General features: G+C 47.5%; 22 protein-coding genes. 8 read left to right on the top strand and 14 right to left on the bottom strand.

Features of this window, described 5'->3' with window-relative positions; translation table 11 throughout:
- Window positions 1-211 precede the first annotated feature (211 nt).
- From WFI24_RS02255 to WFI24_RS02275, 5 genes are all read right to left on the bottom strand, one after another.
- Complete coding sequence (locus tag WFI24_RS02255) at window positions 212-463, bottom strand: type B 50S ribosomal protein L31 (RefSeq protein ID WP_062834756.1); 252 nt, start codon at window positions 461-463, stop codon at window positions 212-214.
- Between the two features lie 144 nt (window positions 464-607).
- Window positions 608-874, bottom strand: coding sequence for an HPr family phosphocarrier protein (locus tag WFI24_RS02260; RefSeq protein ID WP_026081056.1), 267 nt, complete (start codon window positions 872-874; stop codon window positions 608-610).
- A gap of 165 nt (window positions 875-1,039) precedes the next feature.
- Window positions 1,040-2,113, bottom strand: coding sequence for an NAD(P)-dependent alcohol dehydrogenase (locus tag WFI24_RS02265; protein WP_442956180.1), 1,074 nt, complete (start codon window positions 2,111-2,113; stop codon window positions 1,040-1,042).
- Window positions 2,114-2,189: 76 nt separating this feature from the next.
- On the bottom strand, window positions 2,190-4,331 hold the full coding sequence (locus WFI24_RS02270) for an alpha-glucuronidase family glycosyl hydrolase (RefSeq protein ID WP_336758422.1): 2,142 nt from the start codon (window positions 4,329-4,331) through the stop codon (window positions 2,190-2,192).
- The gene (locus WFI24_RS02275; protein ID WP_336758424.1) at window positions 4,328-6,520 is read right to left on the bottom strand and encodes a glycoside hydrolase family 52 protein; all 2,193 of its coding nucleotides are present in this window, start codon (window positions 6,518-6,520) and stop codon (window positions 4,328-4,330) included. The genes WFI24_RS02270 and WFI24_RS02275 overlap by 4 nt, the downstream gene beginning before the upstream one ends.
- A gap of 210 nt (window positions 6,521-6,730) precedes the next feature.
- Here WFI24_RS02275 and WFI24_RS02280 point away from each other — a divergent pair, with 210 nt between their 5' ends.
- Window positions 6,731-7,642, top strand: a complete 912-nt coding sequence (locus WFI24_RS02280; protein WP_336758426.1) for an AraC family transcriptional regulator — start codon at window positions 6,731-6,733, stop codon at window positions 7,640-7,642.
- A 48-nt stretch (window positions 7,643-7,690) separates the two neighbouring features.
- Here the strand turns inward: WFI24_RS02280 and WFI24_RS02285 are convergent, their stop codons facing one another.
- Window positions 7,691-9,094 carry an aldehyde dehydrogenase gene (locus WFI24_RS02285; RefSeq protein ID WP_336758427.1) on the bottom strand — a complete coding sequence of 468 codons (1,404 nt, stop codon included), beginning with the start codon at window positions 9,092-9,094 and terminating at the stop codon, window positions 7,691-7,693.
- Between the two features lie 92 nt (window positions 9,095-9,186).
- On the bottom strand, window positions 9,187-9,489 hold the full coding sequence (locus WFI24_RS02290; RefSeq protein WP_076331658.1) for an ArsR/SmtB family transcription factor: 303 nt from the start codon (window positions 9,487-9,489) through the stop codon (window positions 9,187-9,189).
- Between the two features lie 271 nt (window positions 9,490-9,760).
- Between WFI24_RS02290 and WFI24_RS02295 the strand changes: the two genes are divergently transcribed.
- The 5 genes from WFI24_RS02295 (at window position 9,761) to WFI24_RS02315 (ending at window position 13,663) form a co-directional block, all read left to right on the top strand.
- Window positions 9,761-10,426: a GntR family transcriptional regulator gene (locus WFI24_RS02295; RefSeq protein WP_336758765.1), complete on the top strand. Its 666-nt coding sequence runs from the start codon at window positions 9,761-9,763 to the stop codon at window positions 10,424-10,426.
- 40 nt (window positions 10,427-10,466) lie between these two features.
- Window positions 10,467-11,534, top strand: a complete 1,068-nt coding sequence (gene uxuA / locus WFI24_RS02300; protein WP_336758430.1) for a mannonate dehydratase — start codon at window positions 10,467-10,469, stop codon at window positions 11,532-11,534.
- On the top strand, window positions 11,531-12,394 hold the full coding sequence (locus WFI24_RS02305) for an SDR family oxidoreductase (RefSeq protein WP_336758432.1): 864 nt from the start codon (window positions 11,531-11,533) through the stop codon (window positions 12,392-12,394). Before uxuA ends, WFI24_RS02305 begins: the two co-directional genes overlap by 4 nt.
- 142 nt (window positions 12,395-12,536) lie before the next feature.
- Complete coding sequence (locus WFI24_RS02310) at window positions 12,537-13,265, top strand: DUF421 domain-containing protein (protein ID WP_336758434.1); 729 nt, start codon at window positions 12,537-12,539, stop codon at window positions 13,263-13,265.
- Window positions 13,266-13,291: 26 nt separating this feature from the next.
- The gene (locus tag WFI24_RS02315; RefSeq protein WP_221821506.1) at window positions 13,292-13,663 is read left to right on the top strand and encodes a DUF4363 family protein; all 372 of its coding nucleotides are present in this window, start codon (window positions 13,292-13,294) and stop codon (window positions 13,661-13,663) included.
- Window positions 13,664-13,725: 62 nt separating this feature from the next.
- Here the strand turns inward: WFI24_RS02315 and WFI24_RS02320 are convergent, their stop codons facing one another.
- The 7 genes from WFI24_RS02320 to WFI24_RS02350 all read right to left on the bottom strand — a co-directional run bounded on the left by WFI24_RS02320 (window position 13,726) and on the right by WFI24_RS02350 (window position 19,251).
- On the bottom strand, window positions 13,726-14,427 hold the full coding sequence (locus WFI24_RS02320; protein WP_336758436.1) for a M50 family metallopeptidase: 702 nt from the start codon (window positions 14,425-14,427) through the stop codon (window positions 13,726-13,728).
- Window positions 14,428-14,470: 43 nt separating this feature from the next.
- On the bottom strand, window positions 14,471-14,953 hold the full coding sequence (locus WFI24_RS02325) for a hypothetical protein (RefSeq protein ID WP_336758438.1): 483 nt from the start codon (window positions 14,951-14,953) through the stop codon (window positions 14,471-14,473).
- Between the two features lie 163 nt (window positions 14,954-15,116).
- Complete coding sequence (locus WFI24_RS02330) at window positions 15,117-16,244, bottom strand: metal ABC transporter substrate-binding protein (RefSeq protein WP_336758440.1); 1,128 nt, start codon at window positions 16,242-16,244, stop codon at window positions 15,117-15,119.
- Window positions 16,231-17,130, bottom strand: a complete 900-nt coding sequence (locus WFI24_RS02335; protein ID WP_336758441.1) for a metal ABC transporter permease — start codon at window positions 17,128-17,130, stop codon at window positions 16,231-16,233. The genes WFI24_RS02330 and WFI24_RS02335 overlap by 14 nt, the downstream gene beginning before the upstream one ends.
- The gene (locus tag WFI24_RS02340; RefSeq protein ID WP_336758442.1) at window positions 17,076-17,783 is read right to left on the bottom strand and encodes a metal ABC transporter ATP-binding protein; all 708 of its coding nucleotides are present in this window, start codon (window positions 17,781-17,783) and stop codon (window positions 17,076-17,078) included. Before WFI24_RS02340 ends, WFI24_RS02335 begins: the two co-directional genes overlap by 55 nt.
- 48 nt (window positions 17,784-17,831) lie before the next feature.
- The gene (gene rpmG / locus WFI24_RS02345; RefSeq protein WP_036613813.1) at window positions 17,832-17,981 is read right to left on the bottom strand and encodes a 50S ribosomal protein L33; all 150 of its coding nucleotides are present in this window, start codon (window positions 17,979-17,981) and stop codon (window positions 17,832-17,834) included.
- A gap of 70 nt (window positions 17,982-18,051) precedes the next feature.
- Entirely contained in the window at window positions 18,052-19,251 is a 1,200-nt protein-coding gene (locus tag WFI24_RS02350) for a GTP-binding protein (protein WP_336758450.1), read from the bottom strand.
- Window positions 19,252-19,474: 223 nt separating this feature from the next.
- Here WFI24_RS02350 and WFI24_RS02355 point away from each other — a divergent pair, with 223 nt between their 5' ends.
- Complete coding sequence (locus tag WFI24_RS02355) at window positions 19,475-20,509, top strand: permease (protein WP_336758452.1); 1,035 nt, start codon at window positions 19,475-19,477, stop codon at window positions 20,507-20,509.
- A gap of 82 nt (window positions 20,510-20,591) precedes the next feature.
- A complete protein-coding gene (locus WFI24_RS02360; protein ID WP_336758453.1) occupies window positions 20,592-21,575 on the top strand; it encodes a TIGR03943 family putative permease subunit in 984 nt (327 codons plus the stop codon).
- The last annotated feature ends 117 nt before the right edge of the window (window positions 21,576-21,692 follow it).

Here is a 21,692-nt window from a genome sequence, read left to right on the forward strand (position 1 = left end):
TTTTGATTCCTTCTATAAAGGGTAAATCCGGGGATAAAGGCGAACGCTCCGCTTCTTCAGGTTCTTTCTTTCCTCTCCGTTTTGTGTAAATGTTTAGTTCAATTTATATAGTTACAAATATTAATTAAAACTCACGAGGGTTACCCCCTGGTTATGTACACAAAAAAACCTCAGGACGAATCCCGAGGTTTTCTTGTAATGTATGGACAAACTATTTGTTGATGTTGTATTTACGGTTAAATTTATCAACACGGCCACCGATATCCACGTTTCTTTGTTTACCAGTGAAGAACGGGTGGGATGCGGAACTAGTGTCCACACGGATTACTGGGTAAGAGTTACCGTCTTCCCATTCCATAGTTTCGTTAGAGAACTTCGTGGAAGAACTCAGGAATTTGAAATCAGCACTTGCATCGTAAAAAATTACGAGTTGTGTCTTTGGATGGATGTCAACTTTTGGCATAATCTATTTACACTCCTTTAATATGGGTACTTCTTTAGAATCAAACTAAATTTTATTATACTCTTTTTTTGTACAAAGTACCAGCAGGATTTGAGGAATAGCTAAAAAAATTATGAGTTCTATGATTTTGCACCTCATCAGGTGTTACGCCGTCCCTTTCTCCAGTACATTCAGCATGTACTCCAAAGCCTCCAGTTCATCCCTGCCTCTTGTCTGCAATCTAACAACACTACCATATCGAATGGGGAGTAACGCCATCCCTAGCAGGCTTTTGACATCTACTCGATGCTCATGCTCAGACTCCATATACGACAAGATAATATCCGAGGAAAAACGTGACGCTTGAGAAGATACCGACATCAGATCATCCCGATGAAAATCAGCGTGTATCATAAATTCATGTACTCTCACAACCTTCAGTTCCTTTCGCTAAGTACGTATTCACCTATATGGTGTGTATCATTTTATATATTAAAATCATCATGAATTATACCATGTTTTGGGAGCTTGTCTATTCCTTATTTTGCGAAAAAAACAAAAAAGAGTCCTGAAGTTCAGGACTCTTTCAGTACGAGCTTATATCCCGTTCGGATATACCATGACCTTCAGGCTGCCGCTCTTATTGTGTAATGCACGTTCCATCGCCTGCTGTGTCTCTTCCAGTGAATAACGATCTGTAATCAGAGACATCACGTCATGTTGGCCAGAGCTCAGGAATTCAATCCCTGCAGGATACGTGTTGGCATATCGGAATATCCCATAGATATCAACTTCATTGTCTGCGATAAATGGAACATTCAGTGCAATTTCGTCCTGTGCAGGCAGGCCCACAATAGCAAGTTTGCCTCCACGTCGAAGTGAATACAGAGCCGTTTGCAACGCCTTCGGATTCCCGGCAGTTTCCCATGCGGTATCCACACCGACACCACGGGTTAACTCACGAATCACGGCCAGTGCATCTTCATTACGCACGTTAATGGTATGCCTTGCACCCATACGGCGAGCCGCTTCCAATCGGACTTCCTCCAGATCCGTAACAATGATCTTCTCTACGCCAAATGATTTTGCAGCCGCAACAGCCATCAGTCCAACGGGCCCCATCCCCATAATCGCAAGCGTTGTACCCGGAGCCAGCTTGCTCCGGCGAGCCGCGTGAATCCCAACGGAGAATGGCTCGTTCATAGCCGCTTCCTCATAGGACAGATGGTCGGGAATCGGGAATACCATATCTTCGCGCATCGTCATGTATTGTACAAATGCCCCGTCCACCGGAGGGGTCGCCAGAAACTGTACATCCGGACACAGGTTATAGCGACCTTCCTTGCATGCTGTGCAACGTCCACAGGTGACCCCAGGCTCAATGGCAACCCGATCTCCTATTTTCAGACGGGATACTTTCTCGCCAACTGCAGCAATCATCCCCGCACACTCGTGTCCCAGGATGATCGGTTTCTCCACCACGAACCTGCCGATGCGCCCATGTTCAAAATAATGCACATCCGATCCGCACACGCCTACGGCCATCACCTGAATAAGAACCTCATCCGCAGCCGGTTGGGGAACAGCTTGTTCCTCAATAATGATGTGTCCTGGCTCTGTCATGACAGCCGCCTTCATGGTCTTGGGCAGTTGATGTTGTCCCATACGCATTCTCCTCCTCAGGTATGTCCATGCTGTCTATTTTACATCAAAGAAAACAAGGTATGTTCTTTATTCACATCACCAATCAATAGATTGTTCGTCCCTGTTCATCCGCAATTCCGCTCTTGCGGTAGAAGTACGTATTGATCATATCCCGCCATTCCTTCGCATGTTCGGCCTGATTGTCCTGTAATGAAGCAACTTTGCTGAAGATAACGGGGTCCACTTTTCCCTCCAGCTGTCTCCATGTCTCCGCTAACGCCTCAGCCTGCGCAGCGCCTTCAAAGTGTGTATCATAAATATGCTGGATGACTGTCTTACCCGAATGCAGAACATGGGTGTACGGCACGTGATGGAAAAACAAGATCAACTCATCCGGACAGGTATCCAAGGACTCATAACGTTTAGCATTCTCAGGGGAATACTGTGAGGTATACCCTGTGCCGCTCTTCACGGTTCGATCTACTCCAATGCCGTGACAATCGGCGAAGTGATACGTCCCCCATTTGGAATACTCATACCCATCCACATTCGGCCCATAATGATGCTCCGGATTAACCATCCAGCCTACACCGAGAGGTGCCGTATAATTTTCATAGATACCTAGTGAATTCAAAAGCATACCCGTAACCTGCAGCACGACTTCGTCCTCATGTCCAAATGTGAGTCTCACCCACTCATCGGCAATCTCTTCCGCGGACAGCTCCGGATTCCACGCAAGTCTTCCGTATCCATACAAATTAGCCTGTGCAAGTGGATGTCCTGTCCAACAGGCATCTGCGCCGATATTGGATACAGCGGCGAAGCCACTATAAGGTCGGTTATACAGAGAACCATTCGCGATTCGTTTGATCTCTGAGCCTTTTCCTTTAGCGTACGTGTCAAAGTCCAGCACTTCTTTCCATTGGGGAACCAGATAACACAGATGACGCTGCTGCCCGGTATACTCCTGGGTAATCTGGAACTCAATCACCTGATTCGTATTCTCCATGGCGCCGAACAGCGGGGATACCGCTTCCCTCACCTGAAAGTCCATCGGTCCGTTCTTGATCTGTAAAATGACATTGTCGGCAAAACGCCCATCCAGTGGCGTAAAGTGGTCATAGGCTGCCCGTGCACGGTCTGTGGAACGATCCCGCCAGTCCTGCTTGCAGTTATATACGAAGCAACGCCAGATCACCAAGCCACCAAAGGGACGAAGGGCTTCAGCCAGCATGTTCGCACCATCGGCATGATCCCGGTTATACGTGAACGGTCCCGGACGATTCTCGGAGTCTGCCTTGATCAGGTAACCTCCAAAATCCGGAATAGCTGCGTACACCTTAGCCGTTTGAATGTTCCACCATTCCCTTACCTGCGCATCCAGCGGATCAGCTGTACGTAATCCACCAATCTCGATTGGACTTGCGTAGTTGGCGCTCAGGAACAGTCGAATGCCATAGGCTCTGAATTGAGCGGCAACCTTCGCCACATCACCCAAGTAACGCTCTGTCAGGAACAGGCTCTCACGCCGATGGACGTTAACGTTGTTGATCGATATGGCATTGATGCCTGTGGAAGCGAGTAAACGTGCGTAATCCCGGATACGTTCCAAGTCCAGCGTGAATTCGCCGTTATCATAGAAAATGGAGTCTCCTGCGTAGCCACGCTCAATACTACCGTCCACGTTATCCCACTGATTAATCATCCGTAGCGCATTGGTTGGCTGCTCGGTAATAAAACTCCACTTGTCCACAGCTTCATCCGTTTCGCTTGCACTTTCCTGATCCAGTGTCATCTCTCGAAGCAGATGAAATGCACCATACAGCACACCTTGGGGAGTCTCTGATCCAATGACAAGTACTCCTTCTGCCTCGTCCTTGCGAATGATATACCCTTCCCCTTGCACTGCAGAACGCTCGGTTTCGCTAAACGCTTCCGCCACAGAATCACTTCCAGCCCAAGTGCCGATTCGTATTGCTGGAGCATGCTCATCTCGCTCACTAGCCTGAGAAGCAACCTGCTGACTGACCGTTGGTTTCACTCCATACAACTTCTCCAATCCCTGTGAAAGTTCGGTCAGAGCTGTCGTAATGATCTGATGATTTTCTTCGGCCAAAATCAGCCTGCTCCAGAGCGGAGCCGTCTTCCTAGCAAACCCATTCGCTCCTGACAATGTGGAGTGATATCCCAGCCATGCATCGTATTGTGGACCTGACAGACCAGATCGAACGACGGATTGGCTCATTGTACCGCCTCCTTACTGGCATAGATCTGTGCTAGGCGATTGCCTTTGCCTTCGAGCAACCACAGGATGGACGTTACACCACGCGGATAGTACTTGCTACCAACTGCTACACCAGACAGGATCTGGTCACTCCAGCACCAGTAGGATTCCTCCGGATGCAGCAGCCAGTTGACATGAGCGGCGTCTGCTGCCTTCCCAGTCTCATCCCATTCCACACCCAGCAGTTCTCTGGTGATAAATTGGGACAGATAGATTTTGCTCAGCCACGAGTTATTGCTTGTCGAGGACAGTTTCCATCCTCCATCTTCGAACAGGCATGTTCCGGGTACAAGAACCGTCTTCAGATGGGTTTGGAGTGCCTTCAAGTAAGGTCCAAAACGTCCGTTGATATCCAGCGCTGCTTCGCAGCCAGTAAAGTAAGGGAATACAAGACCTTCAATCGCCGGAATGATCCGAGAATCATTATTTTCCGCGATTACAGCCGGAATGTAGCCACCATCTGTCATCTGTGCAGCGATACTGGCAGCACAGCGATCTGCTTGGCGCCCTGCCTGATGGGACAGATCAGCCAGTTTTTCAGCAGCGAACAGCTTCTCCAATGCAACGTAGACCGCCCAGCACTTCCCGGCCAGATAGATGTTGTTTCGAGACTGACCAAGTGATACATCCAGGCTATCGTAGGTTGTAATCTCTGCCCCACCTTGTGTCCGGCTGCTATCCAGACCCATCAGACCGTTACGTTCATCTGCGTCGGGATGGTCCCGATTAAGCATACTTTCGAAGCAATCCTGAATAACAGGTAACATGTCTTTTACAAAAGCCTGATCCTGGGTCTGTTCAATGTACACCGTCGCACAGCAGAGCCAATTTACCAGTTCCTCGTGGCTCATTTGTGAGAAACAGTCATCAATGCCAACTAGCTCATATGCCGAGTGTCCGGGACGTGAGAATACATTGGCTACACCGATATCATGGGTAAAGGTAATCCCGCCCGGATATAACTTCTCTTCCCCCGGGAAACGTACCTGGTCCGTATAACTGTACCGTTTTACAAACCACTCCAGCTCGTTCCGCACCGTCCAGGGGTTCAAGGCAAGCTCGAAATACAGCTGATCTGCTGTCAGATCAAGTGTGTTCATCATTCGATACTCCCCTTCATTCACCACCCAGAGTGGCTCTCCATCGGCATCCAGCAGTTGAGTGCTGGCATAGTAGCTGTGAATGGAATGAGCAAGCATGAAGGATTGATCTTCTGTCAGCGCAGCTGTCCCAAGGCGTTGTTCAACCTCTGCACAGGAAGCGGTCAGCTCACTGAAACGTTGCAGTGCATACTCTCCTGCCGCCTGGATGTCTGCAAAATACCGCGTATACCAATACGTCGTATCCATTCCAGTCGTCACAATGCCCCCACGATAGAAACATACTGCGAATTGATATGTGCGTTTCTCTCCGGCCGGTACCTCCATCAGTAATGCTGCAGTTCCGCCAAGTCCAAAAGCCAGATTCTCCCGATGCTTCTCCTGTAACAGCTTCTCCAACGTAAACCCGCGCGCAGGCCACAGTCCGTCATCTGCCGACATTATGGCTGTAAGCCGACCTTGTCCAACACCTGTGATGGAGCCACCTTCCGGTCCTCCAATCAGACGCATCGCAGCGTACGGATCATTGCCCTGATAGCCAAAGTAGGCTTTCCGTGGTTGTTGACCTTGCGTGTTGTCAATCGTCATCTCTACCAATACGGCAGGTACGAGTGCATCCATTAAGGCTTCACGATCTCCACTCGTTGGATCTGGTACGGGTCGTACAGGCGAATAGATGCGGAACGTCAGATCTCCTGCAGTCCAAGTATCCGTTCCCGAGGTGAATTCGCGAGTAATCTCTTCATCACGAAAAGCAGAAATAAGAGGTTGTTGAGCTTTTGTCTGTGTCGTGGGCGGAGCCGTGTCACCATTCTCCAATTTCTCTACATCATAACGGCTGCTCTCATCTTCCGTAGCTTCATAAAAAGGAAGTGCCTGATAATTCTCTCCGTCGCGAGACTGTAGTCCAATATATACGTTCTGGTCTGCCGGCTTGCCGAGTTCCAGACCCAGCCCACCCTTGGCGCCTTTGTATCCAAGTGTGAAACTGGCAAAAGCACCGATCGGTGCGTGATGTGCATTATAAAAGATGGATTTGGATGTACTCATGAATCATAACCCCTCTCAGAATGGTATGCATACGTTTTCATTAGCCCCATCCTACCACGTGGTTTCACCCCAGGCCATGATCAAATCAATCTGATATTTACCCAAATCAAGCTGATAGACTATAATGAATTAAAGCGGTTACACAAAAATGATTTATAATTGACCTCATAAGTTAACCCAGCATTTCATTAGTTATAAGGGGGATCTTCTATGTCTTCAACTTACTTGCCTCCCGCTTTGGGAGAAAGTGTACATGAAGTTTTTTACCCAGATGTGCAAACAACGGTCAATCTATTCGCCATTCATCTGAGAAGTGTCGGCACGGATTGGGATTATCCAGCGCATGAACACCCTCAATATGAATTGAATTATGTTACGGAAGGCGAGCAACGCATGATGGTGAACGGTACCCTGTATATTCAAAAGGCTGGCGAGCTGCTCCTGATTCCTCCGGGAAGTATTCATTCCAGCCAGAGCCATAACGGTAAAGGATTCACCTATTTTTGCATGCATTTTGACATTGATGATCAGTTGTTCCTATCGTTGCTTGGGCGCATCAAACAAGTACTATTCAGTGCAGATAGCCCGGTTACGCAGCAGATCGAGCCTGTTTTGCGCAAATTGATGTCATCTGCGGATGATGAAGTAGCAAGTACAATGGTGCAGCGCATGCAGTTGCAATCTGCGGTATTTGAACTATTCGGCCATCTATGGGAGGCGGTCTCTCAGGAGGCAGCGCAATGGTTTACCGACGGATACGAGAAGGTTGAACTCGCACATCAGATTCGCAATCGATTGCAAGGCCTGATGAGTCAACAATTCAAACAGGGACATGAATCCGATAGCCATTATGGCATCGATGATATTGCAGCAGAACTGGGCATCAGTTCTTCTCACTGTAATCGCGTCTTTAAACAGGTATTTGGTCAGTCTCCTCGCGCGGTGTTATCCCAGTTGGTTCTGCATGAAGCAAAGCTTCTTCTGGGTAATCCGAAGCTGTCCGTTCAGAATATTGCGGTCATGCTTGGGTACAAGGACATTGCCCACTTCAGTCGTCAATTCAAGCGCTGGTCCGGTATGTCGCCATCCCGTTACCGACAGGAACAGCCTGCTCCGGAATGAAATCCAGTAGCAGGCTGTTCACCTTTCTTATTTTTAGTAAAGCAACTTTCACTTTAACAAACGTTTAATTAACTTCAGCTTGTTATCATATGGTGGATACAGAATCGGCAGATTCACTTTGGTGCTTTTCTTCAGTACACTTTTGAGATGAGAGAAGGTTTCGAAGCTATACTGCCCATGATACGAGCCAACACCTGAATGACCTACACCGCCAAAAGGCAGACGCGGATTCGCTACGTGCGTGATGGTATCGTTAATGCATCCGCCACCAAATGAAACTTCGCGAAGCACTTTGTCCTGAATCTGGGTATTGGAAGTAAACAGATACAAGGCGAGCGGTTTCGGCCGCTTTACAATTTCTACAATAGCTTCATCCAGGTTACGGTAGCTGATGATCGGTAGAATCGGTCCAAAAATCTCATCTTCCATTGTCGCTGCATCCCAGGACTCCGCATCAATTAGTGTAGGTTCAATAAAGCGATCCTCTTCATCCGAAGCTCCTCCATATATCACTTTGGCCTGATCTCTTTCGATCAGAGTCGTCAAACGTTTAAAATGTCCCTTGTTCACGATTCGACCATAGTCCTTGTTGTGCTGGATATCTGAACCAAAGAAAGACACGATCGCTGCTTTCATCTCCGCAACTAACTGTTCCTTCACGCGTTCATGCACGATTAAATAATCGGGTGCGATGCAGGTCTGTCCTGTATTGAGCAGTTTGCCCCATATGATGCGCTCCGCAGCTACTTTGAGATCCGCCTGTTCATCGACGATGACCGGACTTTTACCGCCCAGTTCCAACGTAACGGGAACCAGATTTTTGGCAGCTGCCTCCATCACAATTTTGCCAACCGGTACACTGCCTGTAAAAAAGATATAGTCAAACGGCGCGTTGATTAGCGCTGTCGTTGTATCTTTGGCACCGTCAAGTACCTGAACGTATGCCGGTTCGAACACTGTCGCAATCATTTCACGTACTACAGCGGACACCGCAGGTGTATTCTCTGACGCTTTGAGCACGGCTGTGTTACCTGCCGCGATAGCGCCTACCAATGGCTCGATCAAGAGTTGAAATGGATAATTGAAAGGTCCGATGATCAGTACGGCCCCATAGGGTTCAGGTATGATATAACTTTTGGAACCCAGAAGTGCCATTTGTGTTTTGACTTTAACGGGTTTCACCCATTTCTTCACTTTTCGAATGGTGTGTGTGATGCTGTCCATCATGAATCCGATCTCGGTCGTATACGATTCAAATTCACTTTTCCCCAAATCATGATAGAGAGCTTCTGTTAGTCTGGTCTCGTACTTTTGAATCGCCTGCTTCAGTTGGGTTAGACGGGCAATTCGGGCTTCTGCCGATCGTGTGGCCCCCGAACGAAAGAATTGTCGTTGCTGCTCCAAAATCTGTTCAACTTCCTGACGAGTTACTTCCTGCATAGTTGTTATCATATAAGTATACTCCTCTACTTCATTATAGATTAAGCGTTTAAACTTACGAACCTATAAGGCACATGCAAAAAGCATGTTTTATTATCATTAATCTACAGACACTCTTCTTCCAAAGCAGCTACCAGCTCCTTCAGCAGTTCCACCGATGCATTCAATGAAGCCGAATAATAGCGCTGTGTGCCCTTCTGTTCAACAGATATGAGCCCCTTCTCTAACAACAGCTTGAGATGATGAGATATGGCTGGCCGGGATAGGCTGGATTGTTCGGTAATTTCATTTACCGTCATTCTGCCCTTCTCGGTAAGTGTCAGCAAAATGGCTTGACGATGGTTGTCACTTAATACTTGAAATAACGGGATACAGGTTTGAAAAACGCTGATCGCTTTTTGTCCCATGGTGTTCACCTCTACACTATTCTTCGTATATTGTTGTTCTCTGTCTGACGTCTGTTGGTTTAAACATTCGAACCTAATGATTGAATTGTACTCTCTACTCACTTGAACTGCAAGTGAATCATTAAACAAATTCAACATAATGTTGATAAAGCGCTTCCATACTACCATACAAGTATGGTAGTATGTCAAAGAAGGAGTTGAAGTTGTGGAATATACCCCCAAGTTATCATCCAAAGCCGGTTTGTTGCCTGCTGCGAACAGTCTGTCTTCCATGAACAAACAGTCTTACTCCGCCCGGGACGCGGTGTACGTTACGCTTAAAAAGCTGATTTTGAGTCTGAAGCTGCCTCCGGGAACAGCCATTTCAGAGAAAGAAATTTCGTTGGAATTTCAGGTCAGCCGGACACCCGTTCGAGAAAGTTTCGTAAGACTGGCTCAGGAAGGTCTGCTGGAAGTGTATCCACAGCGTGGTACCTACGTCTCTCTGATCCAGGTCGATCTCGTTGAGGAAGCACGATTCATGCGTGAACAGCTTGAACGTGCTGTAATCAGGCTCGCTTGCGAGACCTTTCCAGACGAACAGATGATTGCACTTGAACAGAATCTTGCGCGTCAACAGGAATGTAAGATCAAACCGGATGATGAACGAATGTTCCAATTGGATGAGGAATTCCATAGCACTCTTTTTGCAGGCTGCAACAAAAGCAACACCTGGACTGTCATCCAGCAGATGAATGTGCATTTGAATCGAAGCCGCATGCTTCGTCTGTCCTCGGATCACCAGTGGGATCATCTGATTGAACAGCACAGGTCCATGGTTCAGGCTATTCAGCAGCATGATGCCCAGACGGCAGAACGATTGATGCAGGAACATCTGCATTTAACTGTCACCGATTTGGCTGTCCTGCAGGATACATATCCTTCCTATTTTCAATGACTGAATTCTTCTTACTACTATTCATGATGAGGTGAACGTGATGAGAATGGTTTTTCGCTGGTTCGGCGAAGGCAATGACACGGTAACACTGGATCACATCCGCCAGATTCCGGGTGTTGAAGGTATTGTGTGGGCTCTACACGATGTTCCTGCTGGCGAGGAATGGCCGATGGACAAAATACTAGCGGTCAAAGCGGCAGCAGACAAGGCCGGGTTACATCTGGATGTCGTTGAGAGTGTGAACATCCATGAGGATATCAAATTAGGACTACCATCAAGGGATAAGTACATCGCAAATTATATTAAAACGATGGAGAAACTGGCCCAGGTAGGTGTGAAAGTCATCTGTTACAATTTCATGCCGATCTTCGACTGGCTTCGCACGGATATGCACAAGGAAATGGAGGATGGCTCAACTGCCCTCTTCTATGAGCACAGTAAACTCGCAGATATAGAACCTCTAGAACTCGTTCGACGCATTACGGAAAACTCCGCACTCACCATGCCAGGTTGGGAACCGGAGCGATTGCAATATTTAACAGGTCTGTTCGAAGCCTATAAAGATGTGACAGAAGATCATATGTGGGAGCATGCCCGTTACTTCCTGCAAGAGATTATGCCTACAGCCGAACGGCTGGGGATTCGCATGGCCATCCATCCGGATGACCCGCCATGGCCAATCTTTGGATTACCAAAGATTATTACAAGTCAGGAGAATGTTCGGAAATATTTGAATCTTTATGATAGCCCTTACAACAGCGTGACACTATGCAGTGGCTCTCTGGGAGCGAATGCTGATAATGATATTATCGGGATGATTCACGAATTCAAAGACCGGATTCCTTTTGCCCATATTCGTAATGTCAAAATCTATGATAACGGCGACTTTATTGAAACGTCGCACCGTAGTCAAGATGGAAGCGTCGATATTGCGGGAGTTGTTGAGGCTTACCATGATATTGGTTATGAAGGTTATGCAAGACCCGACCACGGTCGTCATCTCTGGGGGGAACAGTGCCGACCTGGTTATGGGCTCTATGACCGGGCTCTGGGAATCATGTATCTGTGGGGTGTCTGGGATTCGTTGCAAAGGAGGGCAAAAGCATGAGTGAACATCAATTTGAACGCTCAACTCGTCTCGAAGGCAGAACGGCTGTAATCACCGGAGGTGCTGGAGTACTATGCCGCTCCATGGCGGAAGAACTTGCGCGGCATGGTGCAAATGTAGCCATTCTGAACCGCACCGTGTCCAAGGGTCAGGAAGTTGTAGCTGCCATTGAAGCTGCCGGTGGCAGAGCAATTGCTGTAGCCTGTGATGTGACCCAAGCCGATAGCGTGCAAGCGGCAGCAGATGCGGTGCTGGAACAGCTCGGTCCCTGTGATATTCTGATTAACGGTGCCGGTGGCAATAACGCCAGTGCCAATACTACGAATGAAATATTCAGACTGGAAGATCTGGAACAGCAGGACGTTACGACGTTTTTTGATGTAAGCGTAGAGGGATTTCGTCAGGTGATGGATCTGAATTTTGTCGGTTCCCTCATTCCTACTCAGATCTTTGCAAGACATATGATTGAACGCGATGTTCCGGCGACTGTCATCAATATTTCTTCCATGAGCGCCCCGTCACCCATGACCAAAGTTCCAGCGTATAGTGCTGCCAAGGCAGCCATTAACAACTTCACGCAATGGCTCGCCGTTCATCTGGCCGAATCCGGAATTCGTGTCAATGCTATTGCACCCGGGTTCTTCCTTACCGAGCAAAACCGCAATCTATTGCTGCAACCAGACGGTTCTCCTACGGAACGTTCGAGTAAAATCATTGCGCATACTCCTATGCGCCGTTTCGGCAAACCGGAAGATCTGCTTGGCACGTTAATGTGGCTTGCGGATGAAAGACAATCCGGCTTTGTCACAGGCACAGTTATCCCTGTAGATGGCGGGTTTATGGCGTATTCCGGTGTTTAACGATTAGATAGTTTATTGAAACCGAAGCTTGGGACACTTATCCAGGTTTCGGTTTTTTGCGTTCAAGCATAAGATCCTCCAGCCTAGGAAAAGCTTGTTATAGAGAATTGGAGAAGTGAAGTAAAGGAAGGTGATACATATTATGATGGAAGAAACATGGGTTGTTGCCGTAAGGTCTATTATTGCCTTTCTGACTCTGATCATCTACACAAGGGTGCTGGGCAAACAACAGATGGGTAACTTGACGTATTTTGATTACATTAACGGCATCACAATCGGTTCCATTGCGGGGACTTTTGCAACCGATCTCTCCTCCAAGGCGTGGATTCATTTTGTGGCCTTGACCATTTTCACAATCATTACGATCGTCTTTCAGTTCTTAACGCTGAAAAACCGAACCCTCTCCAAACTGATGGATTCCGATCCTACTCTGGTCATTCAGAACGGCAAAATTTTGGAACAGAATCTGCATAAAATGCGTGTGAAGTTCGACGAACTGACCGTAATGTTGCGGCAAAAGGATGTATTTGATATCACTACACTTGACTATGCAATCATGGAACCTGATGGCAGTCTCTCCGTAGTGTTAAAACCTGAGAATCAGCCTCTTACAGCTAAAGATATGCATATGCATCCCCCGAAAAGCAAGCTGATGACCGAACTGATCATTGATGGTGTTCTGATCAAACAGAACCTGTCTGAGAGAAATAAAGATATCCAGTGGCTTACCGAACAACTAAAGAAGCAGAAAGTGACGATTCAGGATATTGCATTTGCTGCCATTCTACCCAATGACAAATTGTACATTGATCTCTTCGATGATCATTTTAAAGAAAAAACAGATATGGGTGACTATGAAGGACCATTCTAAATGTTCACATAGCGGGAGGTGGTTGAATGAAAACACGTTTCTGGTTGCTATATGTACTTCCGATCTTTTTGATCTTGTTATTCGTAGCGATCATGGCCAGCGGATCGTTTCTCAAAAAGCCCTTTGGTACGGAAGATCGCTTGCTCGAATCGGTGCAAACGCTGGAAAAGCACGTGGAGGGCAAACAGTGGACGGCAGCCAAGTCACAGATTGATTATGCGATGCAGGCTTGGGAACGAATCGTAGACCGAATTCAATTCAGTGTCGAACGTGAGACGATATACGATATTTTGGGTACTCTCGCCCGAATTAAGGGCGGCGTTGCGGCAGAGGATGACAAGGCGATTATGGAGGAAATCTATTACTTCTACGTGTTATGGGACAACTTGGGGGATTGATTGGCCGCATCAAAAGGCACCTCCTTTGTCGAAAAAGGAAGTGCCTTTTAGCGTTCTAGCCGTTACGCTCTTCTTACTCGGCGAGCTCTTGGTGCACGCGAAGTGCCTTCTTTGCGGAAAAAGAGAGTGAGTGCTCTGTTCGCACACCACAGTGAAAACAGAGCAAACAGCGTGCCCCAGAACAGCGCGGGAAGGAATGTCTGCTGAGCGAGATTCGCTGCATCCCCTGCCCGTGAAGGCTGGGTCCAGGACATCAATCCAACGTATACAGCACTAACAACAGACTCTTCCAACGTAAGAAACGCCAGTAACAGATAATAGAACTTCACGATCTTGGCGCCAAAAATCATAATGACAACGTTCAGAACGATGAACCCGGTCAGCCATAACATGCCGAACTCCCCTCTTACATATAACAGGAGTGACACCAGAGCTACAGCTGTCATGATCCCCAGTCCCCACATATGCAAGCCTTTGCGGTATAAGTAGAACAACAGCCAGGCAAACAGTGATGCACTGATATATCCCGCCAGAGAAACCAGAATTGATCTGCCTGGCGTCAGCATGGACGAATACGTTACACCGCTGTGATCAGCGTACAATTCAATTCGCAGCACTTTACCGGACAATAACAGCGTCATCAATGCATGACCGAATTCGTGAATCATCGTATCCAGATTACGGAACAAGGACGAGAATGGGATGAATCGTGTAAGAAAAACGGAGCCTAGTAGAAAAAGTATCGTTTTGACCCACTTATTCAATCGTGTCATACCTCCTTTTCCTTTAAGTAAACAAGTCTATCTTTTATACTACGCTTTTTTCACTCGATTCGTTTCGGCTTCCGAACTGTAAGGCGCAGTGCTCCATCCACCAGCAGAAGCTCCGATTGTGTCCAATGAAAAAAGAAGACAGATCATAGCGGCCCTTTTCGGCCTCTAGTGTAACGAGCAGTCGATTCCGCATCCGACTAAGCGCGTAGTGCACGAATTGATCCGCAACTTCACTTTGTATCAGAGTAACATAAGCATAAAGGGAATGATCGACAGGTTCATCGAGCGGACTCACCCCTGCACATGAAAATTCTGTCTTGACTCCCGCATTCTGAAGTATGGACAATGCGTTCACGAGCTCGGCATCCACTTCAACGCCATTCCATATCTCCGTTATCTTCGCAGATACTGTATGTTTGTCACGCTCCGTCCAGTTCATCAGCTCCAGCTTGCGCCGTTTCCACAGATGGGCTGGCTGTTCACTTAACAGCACTTCATGTTCTTCATTTGAATTCATCTACTGCTTCCTCCTGTTCTCCTCAATCGGGTCACCTTAAACGAAGCAGAGAGCACATCACTGTGCTCTCTGCTTCGCAAAAAGGCAAAGGAATGGCACTCCATTCCTCAGCATGTTGTATTATTGTACCTTTTTCGGTGACAGGCATCAAATTGGTCTTTTATTATTCGTTCAGCGCCAGTTTCAGTGCCTCCAGATTCTGTCTCATCACGCTAATGTAGTCCATTCCCGCCGCCATTTCTTCCTCGGTGAGTCCCTCAATCGGGTTCAATACAGCCGTCTTGGCCCCCACTTCACTTGCAATCGTCTCAGACACTTTGGATGAAACCAATGTTTCGAAGAAAATCGTCTTCACCTGATGCTCTTTCGCAAAATCAATAACGGATGCCATCTGTGCTGCCGAAGGTTCCTGCTCAGGGGATAGCCCGGCAATAGGTACCTGCTGCAGGTCATATTCTTTCGCCAGATAACCAAATGCAGCGTGTTGTGTGATGAAATCCTTGCGTTTGCTATCTGTCACAGCCACCTTGAAGTCCTGATCCAGTGACTCCAGTTGAGCAATGTAAGCATCTGCATTCTGTTTGAACTGTTCAGCATGTTCCGGGGCAGCCTGCGCCAAACCTGCTTCAATATTGCGCACTTCTTTTACAGCCAATGCAGGTGACAGCCATACGTGGGGATCCAGTCCCCCGTGATCGTGATCATGTCCTGCTTCTGCCTCTGCCTCGGCGTCATGATCGTGGACGTGTTCTTCTGTAGTCACTTCATCTGCATGATCGTGGTCGTGATCATGTTCTTCTGTAGTCGCTTCATTCGCATGGTCATGATCGTGTTCATGTTCTGTTGCCTCTGAATCTTCATGATGGTGATCATGCTCTCCACCTTCAAGCAGGTTGATGCCCTTGCTTGCTTCCACCTGAATGAGTGAAGTGTTACTCAGACTTCCGGTGACCTGATCAATCCATGATTCCATACCCGCACCGTTGTATACAAGCACATCCGCTTTCTCAATACTGGCAATGTCCTGTGGTGTTGGCTCCCAATCATGAGGCTCCATACCCGCTGGAACAAGCGTATGTACATCCGCTAGGTCGCCTGCTACATTTTTAGTGAATTCGTACATGGGATAGAAACTAACCTGCACGTTTAATTTTGCGGTTTCCGTCTCGGCTGGAACGGGAGCGCCCGTCGGAGCTGCGCTGGTACCGGAAGCGGATTTCTGTCCGCAACCTGCGACGATAAGTGTCAGACTGAATAACAGCCCAAGTGCTGTTTTTTTACTGAATTTCATGTGATGTATTCCTCCTTGAATGGATAACTAACGTTGCTCGTTGTCCTTGTTGATTTCTCTCTTTACGGTGACGCTTGCGGTTGTATCGTGCAATCAGCTTTTGCGCTGATATTCCAGTCAATAGGAAGACCAACAGGATGAGAGCAATCGTTCCTCCTGGTGGTGTATTTAGATGATAAGATGTTGTCAGTCCGCTAAAAATACCGATTACCCCCGTGATTACCGCGACGATCATCGCTGCTGTAAAACTGCGAGATACTCGGAGTGCCAAGGCAGCGGGCAATACGATGAGAGCAGACACCAGTAGCACACCGACGATCGGCATGGCTGATGCTACAGTCATTCCTGTCAGAATGGCAAATGCAAACGATAATCCTTTTACTTGAACGCCTCCAATGGAAGCTGTCTCTTCATCAAACGTAAAGCTATAGAGCGGTCTTCGGAGAATGATGAAAAATAGTAAACCCGTGACACATACACCTGCCATCATCCACAACTGCATATCGCTAACCGCGACAATTGATCCAAATAAGTATGAGCTGAATGTTTTGGACAGATTGGTTTTGAGACTCATCAATACCACTGCAAGGGCTAGCCCCGAAGTCATGATGATCGCCACAGGTACCTCGCTGTAGGTTCGGTAACTTCGCCGCAGTTGTTCAACCAGTAATGCACCGATCATGGCAATGGCGAATCCGCAGATGACCGGATTAAGATTCATAACCGAACCTAGCGCTACCCCTGCGAGTGAGACATGGGATAACGTGTCTGCCATAAGAACCTGTCTTCTGAGCATCAGATAGACACCCAGGATCGGAGCTATGATCCCAATCAGTCCACCTGCCCAGAAGGCACGTTGCATGAACTCGTACTCAAACACTGCCATTCCTCACTTTCTTGCCGCTCCAGGGTAATGGTACGGTCCAATCGATCTCCCATTTCTTCCAGCCCGTGAGTAACCATAATAATCGTTAATCCATGAACATCCGCATAATGGCGCATCAGATCGTAGAAGCCCTCTCGGCTGCGTCGGTCCATTCCCGTTGTCGGCTCATCAAGTACCAGAACCTGCGGTTGCCCAGCCATGGCTCTGGCAATACAGATCCGCTGTTTTTGTCCACCGGACAGCTCACCAACACGTGTATTCCGATATTCCCACATGCCGACCTCACGCAAACTGCGTTCAACGATGGCATCCTGTTCCGATGTAAATCTGCGAAAAAGTCCCAGTCTGGTATAACATCCGGATCGGACCAGTTCGTTCACCGTGCTGGGAAATCCACTATTAAACGATGCCACCTGCTGGGGCACATAACCGATATTGGATGTGTTCCCACGTTTCAACTGCGGACTCATATGTATCGTGCCACTCCAGGGCTTCAACAGCCCCAGCAGCAGCTTTAGCAGGGTTGTTTTGGCTGAACCATTAGGGCCAGTAATGCCTATGAACTCTCCCACATGGATATCCAGCGACAGTTGATCAATGACCGGCTCTTTGCCATATCCGAATACAACATCACGCATGGAAGATAGTATCATGTCACTCCCTCTTTTCGTAATTATTACTATTTAAAATGAACAAAAAATTTAGCGTGTTTCCCGGTGAATCGTCATCTTCTTCAAACGAGGTGAGTACTTCTTCATCTCCAGACGCTCTGGATGGTTACGCTTGTTCTTGGTTGTTGTGTAGTTGCGGTCCCCGCACTCGGTGCAGGCTAAGGTTACAATGACTCTCATGATTGTTGCCTCCTTTTATTTAATCGTAATCATTACTATTTAATGATATTAGCTGATGGTTTTTCTTTTGTCAACTCCATGCCGGAAAAGGATCTTTCAGTTCACGCCAGTTCATCAACATCTCTTCTTCCGTAAGAAGGGTCTCATCCAGCGTACGTTCAATCTCTGCCCGGTCCATGTCAATGCCGATAAATACCAATTTCGTCACCCGATCGCCCCACTCATCATCCCAATCCGGTATGCTTGGCAATGTATCACCAAAGTGAAGTTGTCTTTCCTCCTCACTCATCGCACCTACCCATATTCCTGCTGGCGCAAGCTGCTTGGATGTACCTGCATGACTGAAAGAGATCGCCATATGGTTTCTTGTCGCCAGCCACATCAGACCTTTGGATCGCACGATGCTATCTGGATATTTCGCAATCCAACGCAGTAACCGTTCCGGGTGGAATGGACGTTTTCGATGATAGACAAATGAATGAATTCCATATTCTTCTGTCTCCGGGGTATGTTCTTCTTTCATCAATTCGCGGATCCAACCCGCGGACTGGCTTGCTTTTTCAAAATCAAAACGTCCCGTATTCAATATCTCTCTCGGATCAATCTGCCCATGTGTTGTTCGAATAAGCTTGGCTTCCGGTTGCATGGCGTGCAGGGCCTTCTCAAGCTTCGTCAGTTCTTCCTCCGATACCAGATCACACTTGTTCAGAATCAGCACATCACAGAATTCCACCTGATCCGTCAGCAGATGAACGATTCCGCGAACATCGTCCTCCCCCGCTTCCTGTCCACGATCCTTCAACGTTTCTTTGGAATAAAAATCACGCCAGAACTGGGCAGCATCAACAACCGTAACCATCGTGTCGAGACGGGTGAATTTCGTCAAATCAATGCCAAGTTCCTCGTCGATATACGTAAACGTCTGAGCAACAGGTACCGGCTCACCAATACCAGTGGATTCAATCAATATGTAGTCAAAAGAACCATCCAGCGCCAGCCGCTCGACTTCTTTCAACAGATCCTCCCGTAACGTGCAGCAGATGCAACCATTAGACATCTCTACCAGCTTCTCATCAATGCGCGATAACCCTCCACCATCTCGTATTAAACCTGCATCAATATTAACTTCACTGAGATCATTGACGATGACAGCAACCCGCATCCCCTCGCGGTTATGAAGCACATGATTGAGAAGTGTCGTTTTGCCTGCACCCAAATATCCACTAAGTACGGTTACTGGAACCCGCTGTTGAACCTGTTGATCTGACATTTCTGCTTCCTCCACTCTGTTTAAGTTGTGGTTTTAATCGTAATTATTACTATTAAAGATGATCAATCCGAACTATACCGCAGATTTCTTTGGGTTGTCAACTCTAATATGATGAAGAATCTTGATTAATCGTAAAAATGTTGATTAGAACATAGGAATGATGTATGTTGCTGCACGTACAAGCATATATTTTAGCAAAGTCCTAGTTGTGGAGGTCTGTTTCATGAAAATGGCAGCCAATTTGAAGCTCCTGTCCTTCCTGATCCCTTGTGCATTTCTTGTTCCCGTGTTGATCACAATGGCTCCAGACCTGAAGGAAGCATGGAACAGTGAAGCTTTGCAAAATATGAAAACCGTATTCATAGGTATTTTCCTTGAAGCCGCACCTTTTCTGCTCATGGGTGTGTTATTGTCCTCGCTCATGCAGTGGTTCGTATCCGAAGAAATGGTCCGCAGACTTACACCCAAGAATCCGATCGGCGGTGTGCTGGTCGCAGGGCTGCTCGGTATTATTTTTCCCATCTGTGAATGTGGCATGATCCCGGTAGTAAGACGGTTAATGCACAAAGGCATGCCTGCCTATATCGCAGTGACGTTCATCTTGAGTGGTCCCGTAGTCAATCCGATCGTATTTACCGCAACCTTGCTCGCCTTTCCCTCCCATCCTGAGATTACCATTGCCCGAATGGGACTGGCCTTTGCTGTAGCAGCTTCCATAGGCATGCTTGTGTATGTGTTTGTTCGTCGAAATCCCCTTCGGATGCCAAAAGTCGCAGTGACAGAGGTTAAGACACATCCTGGTTTTAAAATGGCGCAACCTCACTCGCACGCAAATGCACATGATCATAACCATGTAAAAAACTGGCGCAGTTTCTTCATTCACGCCGGAGATGAATTTGTCGATATGAGCAAATATCTGGTGATCGGTGCCCTGATTACAGCCTGCATCCAGACATTCATTAGCCGCAGCGATCTGATCTCACTTGGCAATGGTCCTGTCGCCTCCTATGTGTTCATGATGGGATTTGCTTATGTATTGTCTCTCTGCTCCACTTCTGATGCTTTTGTGGCTTCTGCGTTCTCACATACGTTTGCACTGGGGCCGCTGGTATCCTTCCTTGTGCTTGGTCCAATGCTGGATTTCAAAAGCACCCTGATGCTGCTCTCAACCTTCCGTACCCGGTTTGTTATTGGTCTAAGTCTAGCCATTATTACGCTCGTCTTCGCTGGCTCATGGTTGATTAACCTGCTGGTATAAAGGTTGAGCCAAATACTTCATGACCTGAATGGTTAATCACATGAACTTTCATAGTGACTATGAATAGAGATGAGGTGATGATATGAATCACACGGTCTATACGATGACCAAACCTCCCGTTCCAAGATCACACATCATTCAATGGCATAACCTGATCCGTGCGGGCTGGATCGGCGGGGTGGCAGTGTACATTATTCACTTGAATTCAAGTGATTCGCTTCATTATTATCTGGCACCCACGATGCAAAAACTGCTGTTATGCTGTCCCGTTCCCTTATTATTTATTGCTGTTATCATGGCCTGGCATGGACTGTTCAGTAGTAACGAGATTCATTGCGATTGTGAACATCCACCTCCTTCCGGTTTCCTACGCAGCTCGTTGGTATATGGTCTGATTGCTATCCCCCTGTTGCTGGGATTTCTGTTACCTGATCGGGCGCTCGGCAGCTCCATGGCCAGTCAGAAAGGAATGTCTCTCACCTATGCCCCTCCCGAGATTCGTCGAAAAGAGCCTTTACCTGATCCGGCAACGCAATTGAATGTACAAGATCTCACGCAAAAACCAACGACCGTTCAGCCTGCATCGGCTACCAAAGTACAATTCATTCCCCCAGACGAGTATAGCCGCGAATTCGCTGAACTGGCGGAGAAGTTGTATGCAGAACAGGTCATCCGAGTCTATCCCGAGATCTTCTCTGAAACCCTCGGCACGATCGATATGTTCCAGCGACAATTTGCAGGCAAAGATATCTCCTTAACCGGGTTCGTTTATCGGGACAAAAGCATGGATCACGAATCACATTTTGCACTGGGACGATTTCTCGTCATGTGCTGCCCCGCTGATGCGGCCCCCTTCGGTGTAATGATTCACATGCCCGACGCGGATAGCTTTCCTACAGACAGTTGGGTACAAATCGATGGCAGCATCGGCTCTGCACAGGTTAACGGTAAGGATACGATTGAGATTCGGGCCACAAAGGTGACACCTGTATCCGAGCCATCCACGCCTTACATTTATACCAATGCGGACTCGGTGATGGCGTATGAGAAAATAAAGAGCCAGTAGTTCCTAGTAGTAGTAACAACGTGCACCTCAACGACAAAAAGCCCCAAAGCGATGGATTACATCGCTTCGGGGCTTTCATGTTCAGTCAGACGTGAGATTACATCTCGTCTGCTCGGA

Origin of the sequence: Paenibacillus sp. USHLN196, from assembly GCF_037144955.1 — a bacterium.
GTDB classification, from domain to species: Bacteria; Bacillota; Bacilli; order Paenibacillales; family Paenibacillaceae; genus Paenibacillus; species Paenibacillus xylanexedens_C.

Coding starts and splice junctions, on each gene's coding strand:
- WFI24_RS02255 (WP_062834756.1), bottom strand. CDS start 463: ATGCCAAAAGTTGACATCCATCCAAAGACACAACTCGTAATTTTTTAC.
- WFI24_RS02265 (WP_442956180.1), bottom strand. CDS start 2,113: ATGCGTATGGGACAACATCAACTGCCCAAGACCATGAAGGCGGCTGTC.
- WFI24_RS02270 (WP_336758422.1), bottom strand. CDS start 4,331: ATGAGCCAATCCGTCGTTCGATCTGGTCTGTCAGGTCCACAATACGAT.
- WFI24_RS02275 (WP_336758424.1), bottom strand. CDS start 6,520: ATGAGTACATCCAAATCCATCTTTTATAATGCACATCACGCACCGATC.
- WFI24_RS02280 (WP_336758426.1), top strand. CDS start 6,731: ATGTCTTCAACTTACTTGCCTCCCGCTTTGGGAGAAAGTGTACATGAA.
- WFI24_RS02285 (WP_336758427.1), bottom strand. CDS start 9,094: ATGATAACAACTATGCAGGAAGTAACTCGTCAGGAAGTTGAACAGATT.
- WFI24_RS02290 (WP_076331658.1), bottom strand. CDS start 9,489: ATGGGACAAAAAGCGATCAGCGTTTTTCAAACCTGTATCCCGTTATTT.
- WFI24_RS02295 (WP_336758765.1), top strand. CDS start 9,761: ATGAACAAACAGTCTTACTCCGCCCGGGACGCGGTGTACGTTACGCTT.
- uxuA (WP_336758430.1), top strand. CDS start 10,467: ATGAGAATGGTTTTTCGCTGGTTCGGCGAAGGCAATGACACGGTAACA.
- WFI24_RS02305 (WP_336758432.1), top strand. CDS start 11,531: ATGAGTGAACATCAATTTGAACGCTCAACTCGTCTCGAAGGCAGAACG.
- WFI24_RS02310 (WP_336758434.1), top strand. CDS start 12,537: ATGATGGAAGAAACATGGGTTGTTGCCGTAAGGTCTATTATTGCCTTT.
- WFI24_RS02315 (WP_221821506.1), top strand. CDS start 13,292: ATGAAAACACGTTTCTGGTTGCTATATGTACTTCCGATCTTTTTGATC.
- WFI24_RS02325 (WP_336758438.1), bottom strand. CDS start 14,953: ATGAATTCAAATGAAGAACATGAAGTGCTGTTAAGTGAACAGCCAGCC.
- WFI24_RS02330 (WP_336758440.1), bottom strand. CDS start 16,244: ATGAAATTCAGTAAAAAAACAGCACTTGGGCTGTTATTCAGTCTGACA.
- WFI24_RS02335 (WP_336758441.1), bottom strand. CDS start 17,130: ATGGCAGTGTTTGAGTACGAGTTCATGCAACGTGCCTTCTGGGCAGGT.
- WFI24_RS02340 (WP_336758442.1), bottom strand. CDS start 17,783: ATGATACTATCTTCCATGCGTGATGTTGTATTCGGATATGGCAAAGAG.
- rpmG (WP_036613813.1), bottom strand. CDS start 17,981: ATGAGAGTCATTGTAACCTTAGCCTGCACCGAGTGCGGGGACCGCAAC.
- WFI24_RS02350 (WP_336758450.1), bottom strand. CDS start 19,251: ATGTCAGATCAACAGGTTCAACAGCGGGTTCCAGTAACCGTACTTAGT.
- WFI24_RS02355 (WP_336758452.1), top strand. CDS start 19,475: ATGAAAATGGCAGCCAATTTGAAGCTCCTGTCCTTCCTGATCCCTTGT.
- WFI24_RS02360 (WP_336758453.1), top strand. CDS start 20,592: ATGAATCACACGGTCTATACGATGACCAAACCTCCCGTTCCAAGATCA.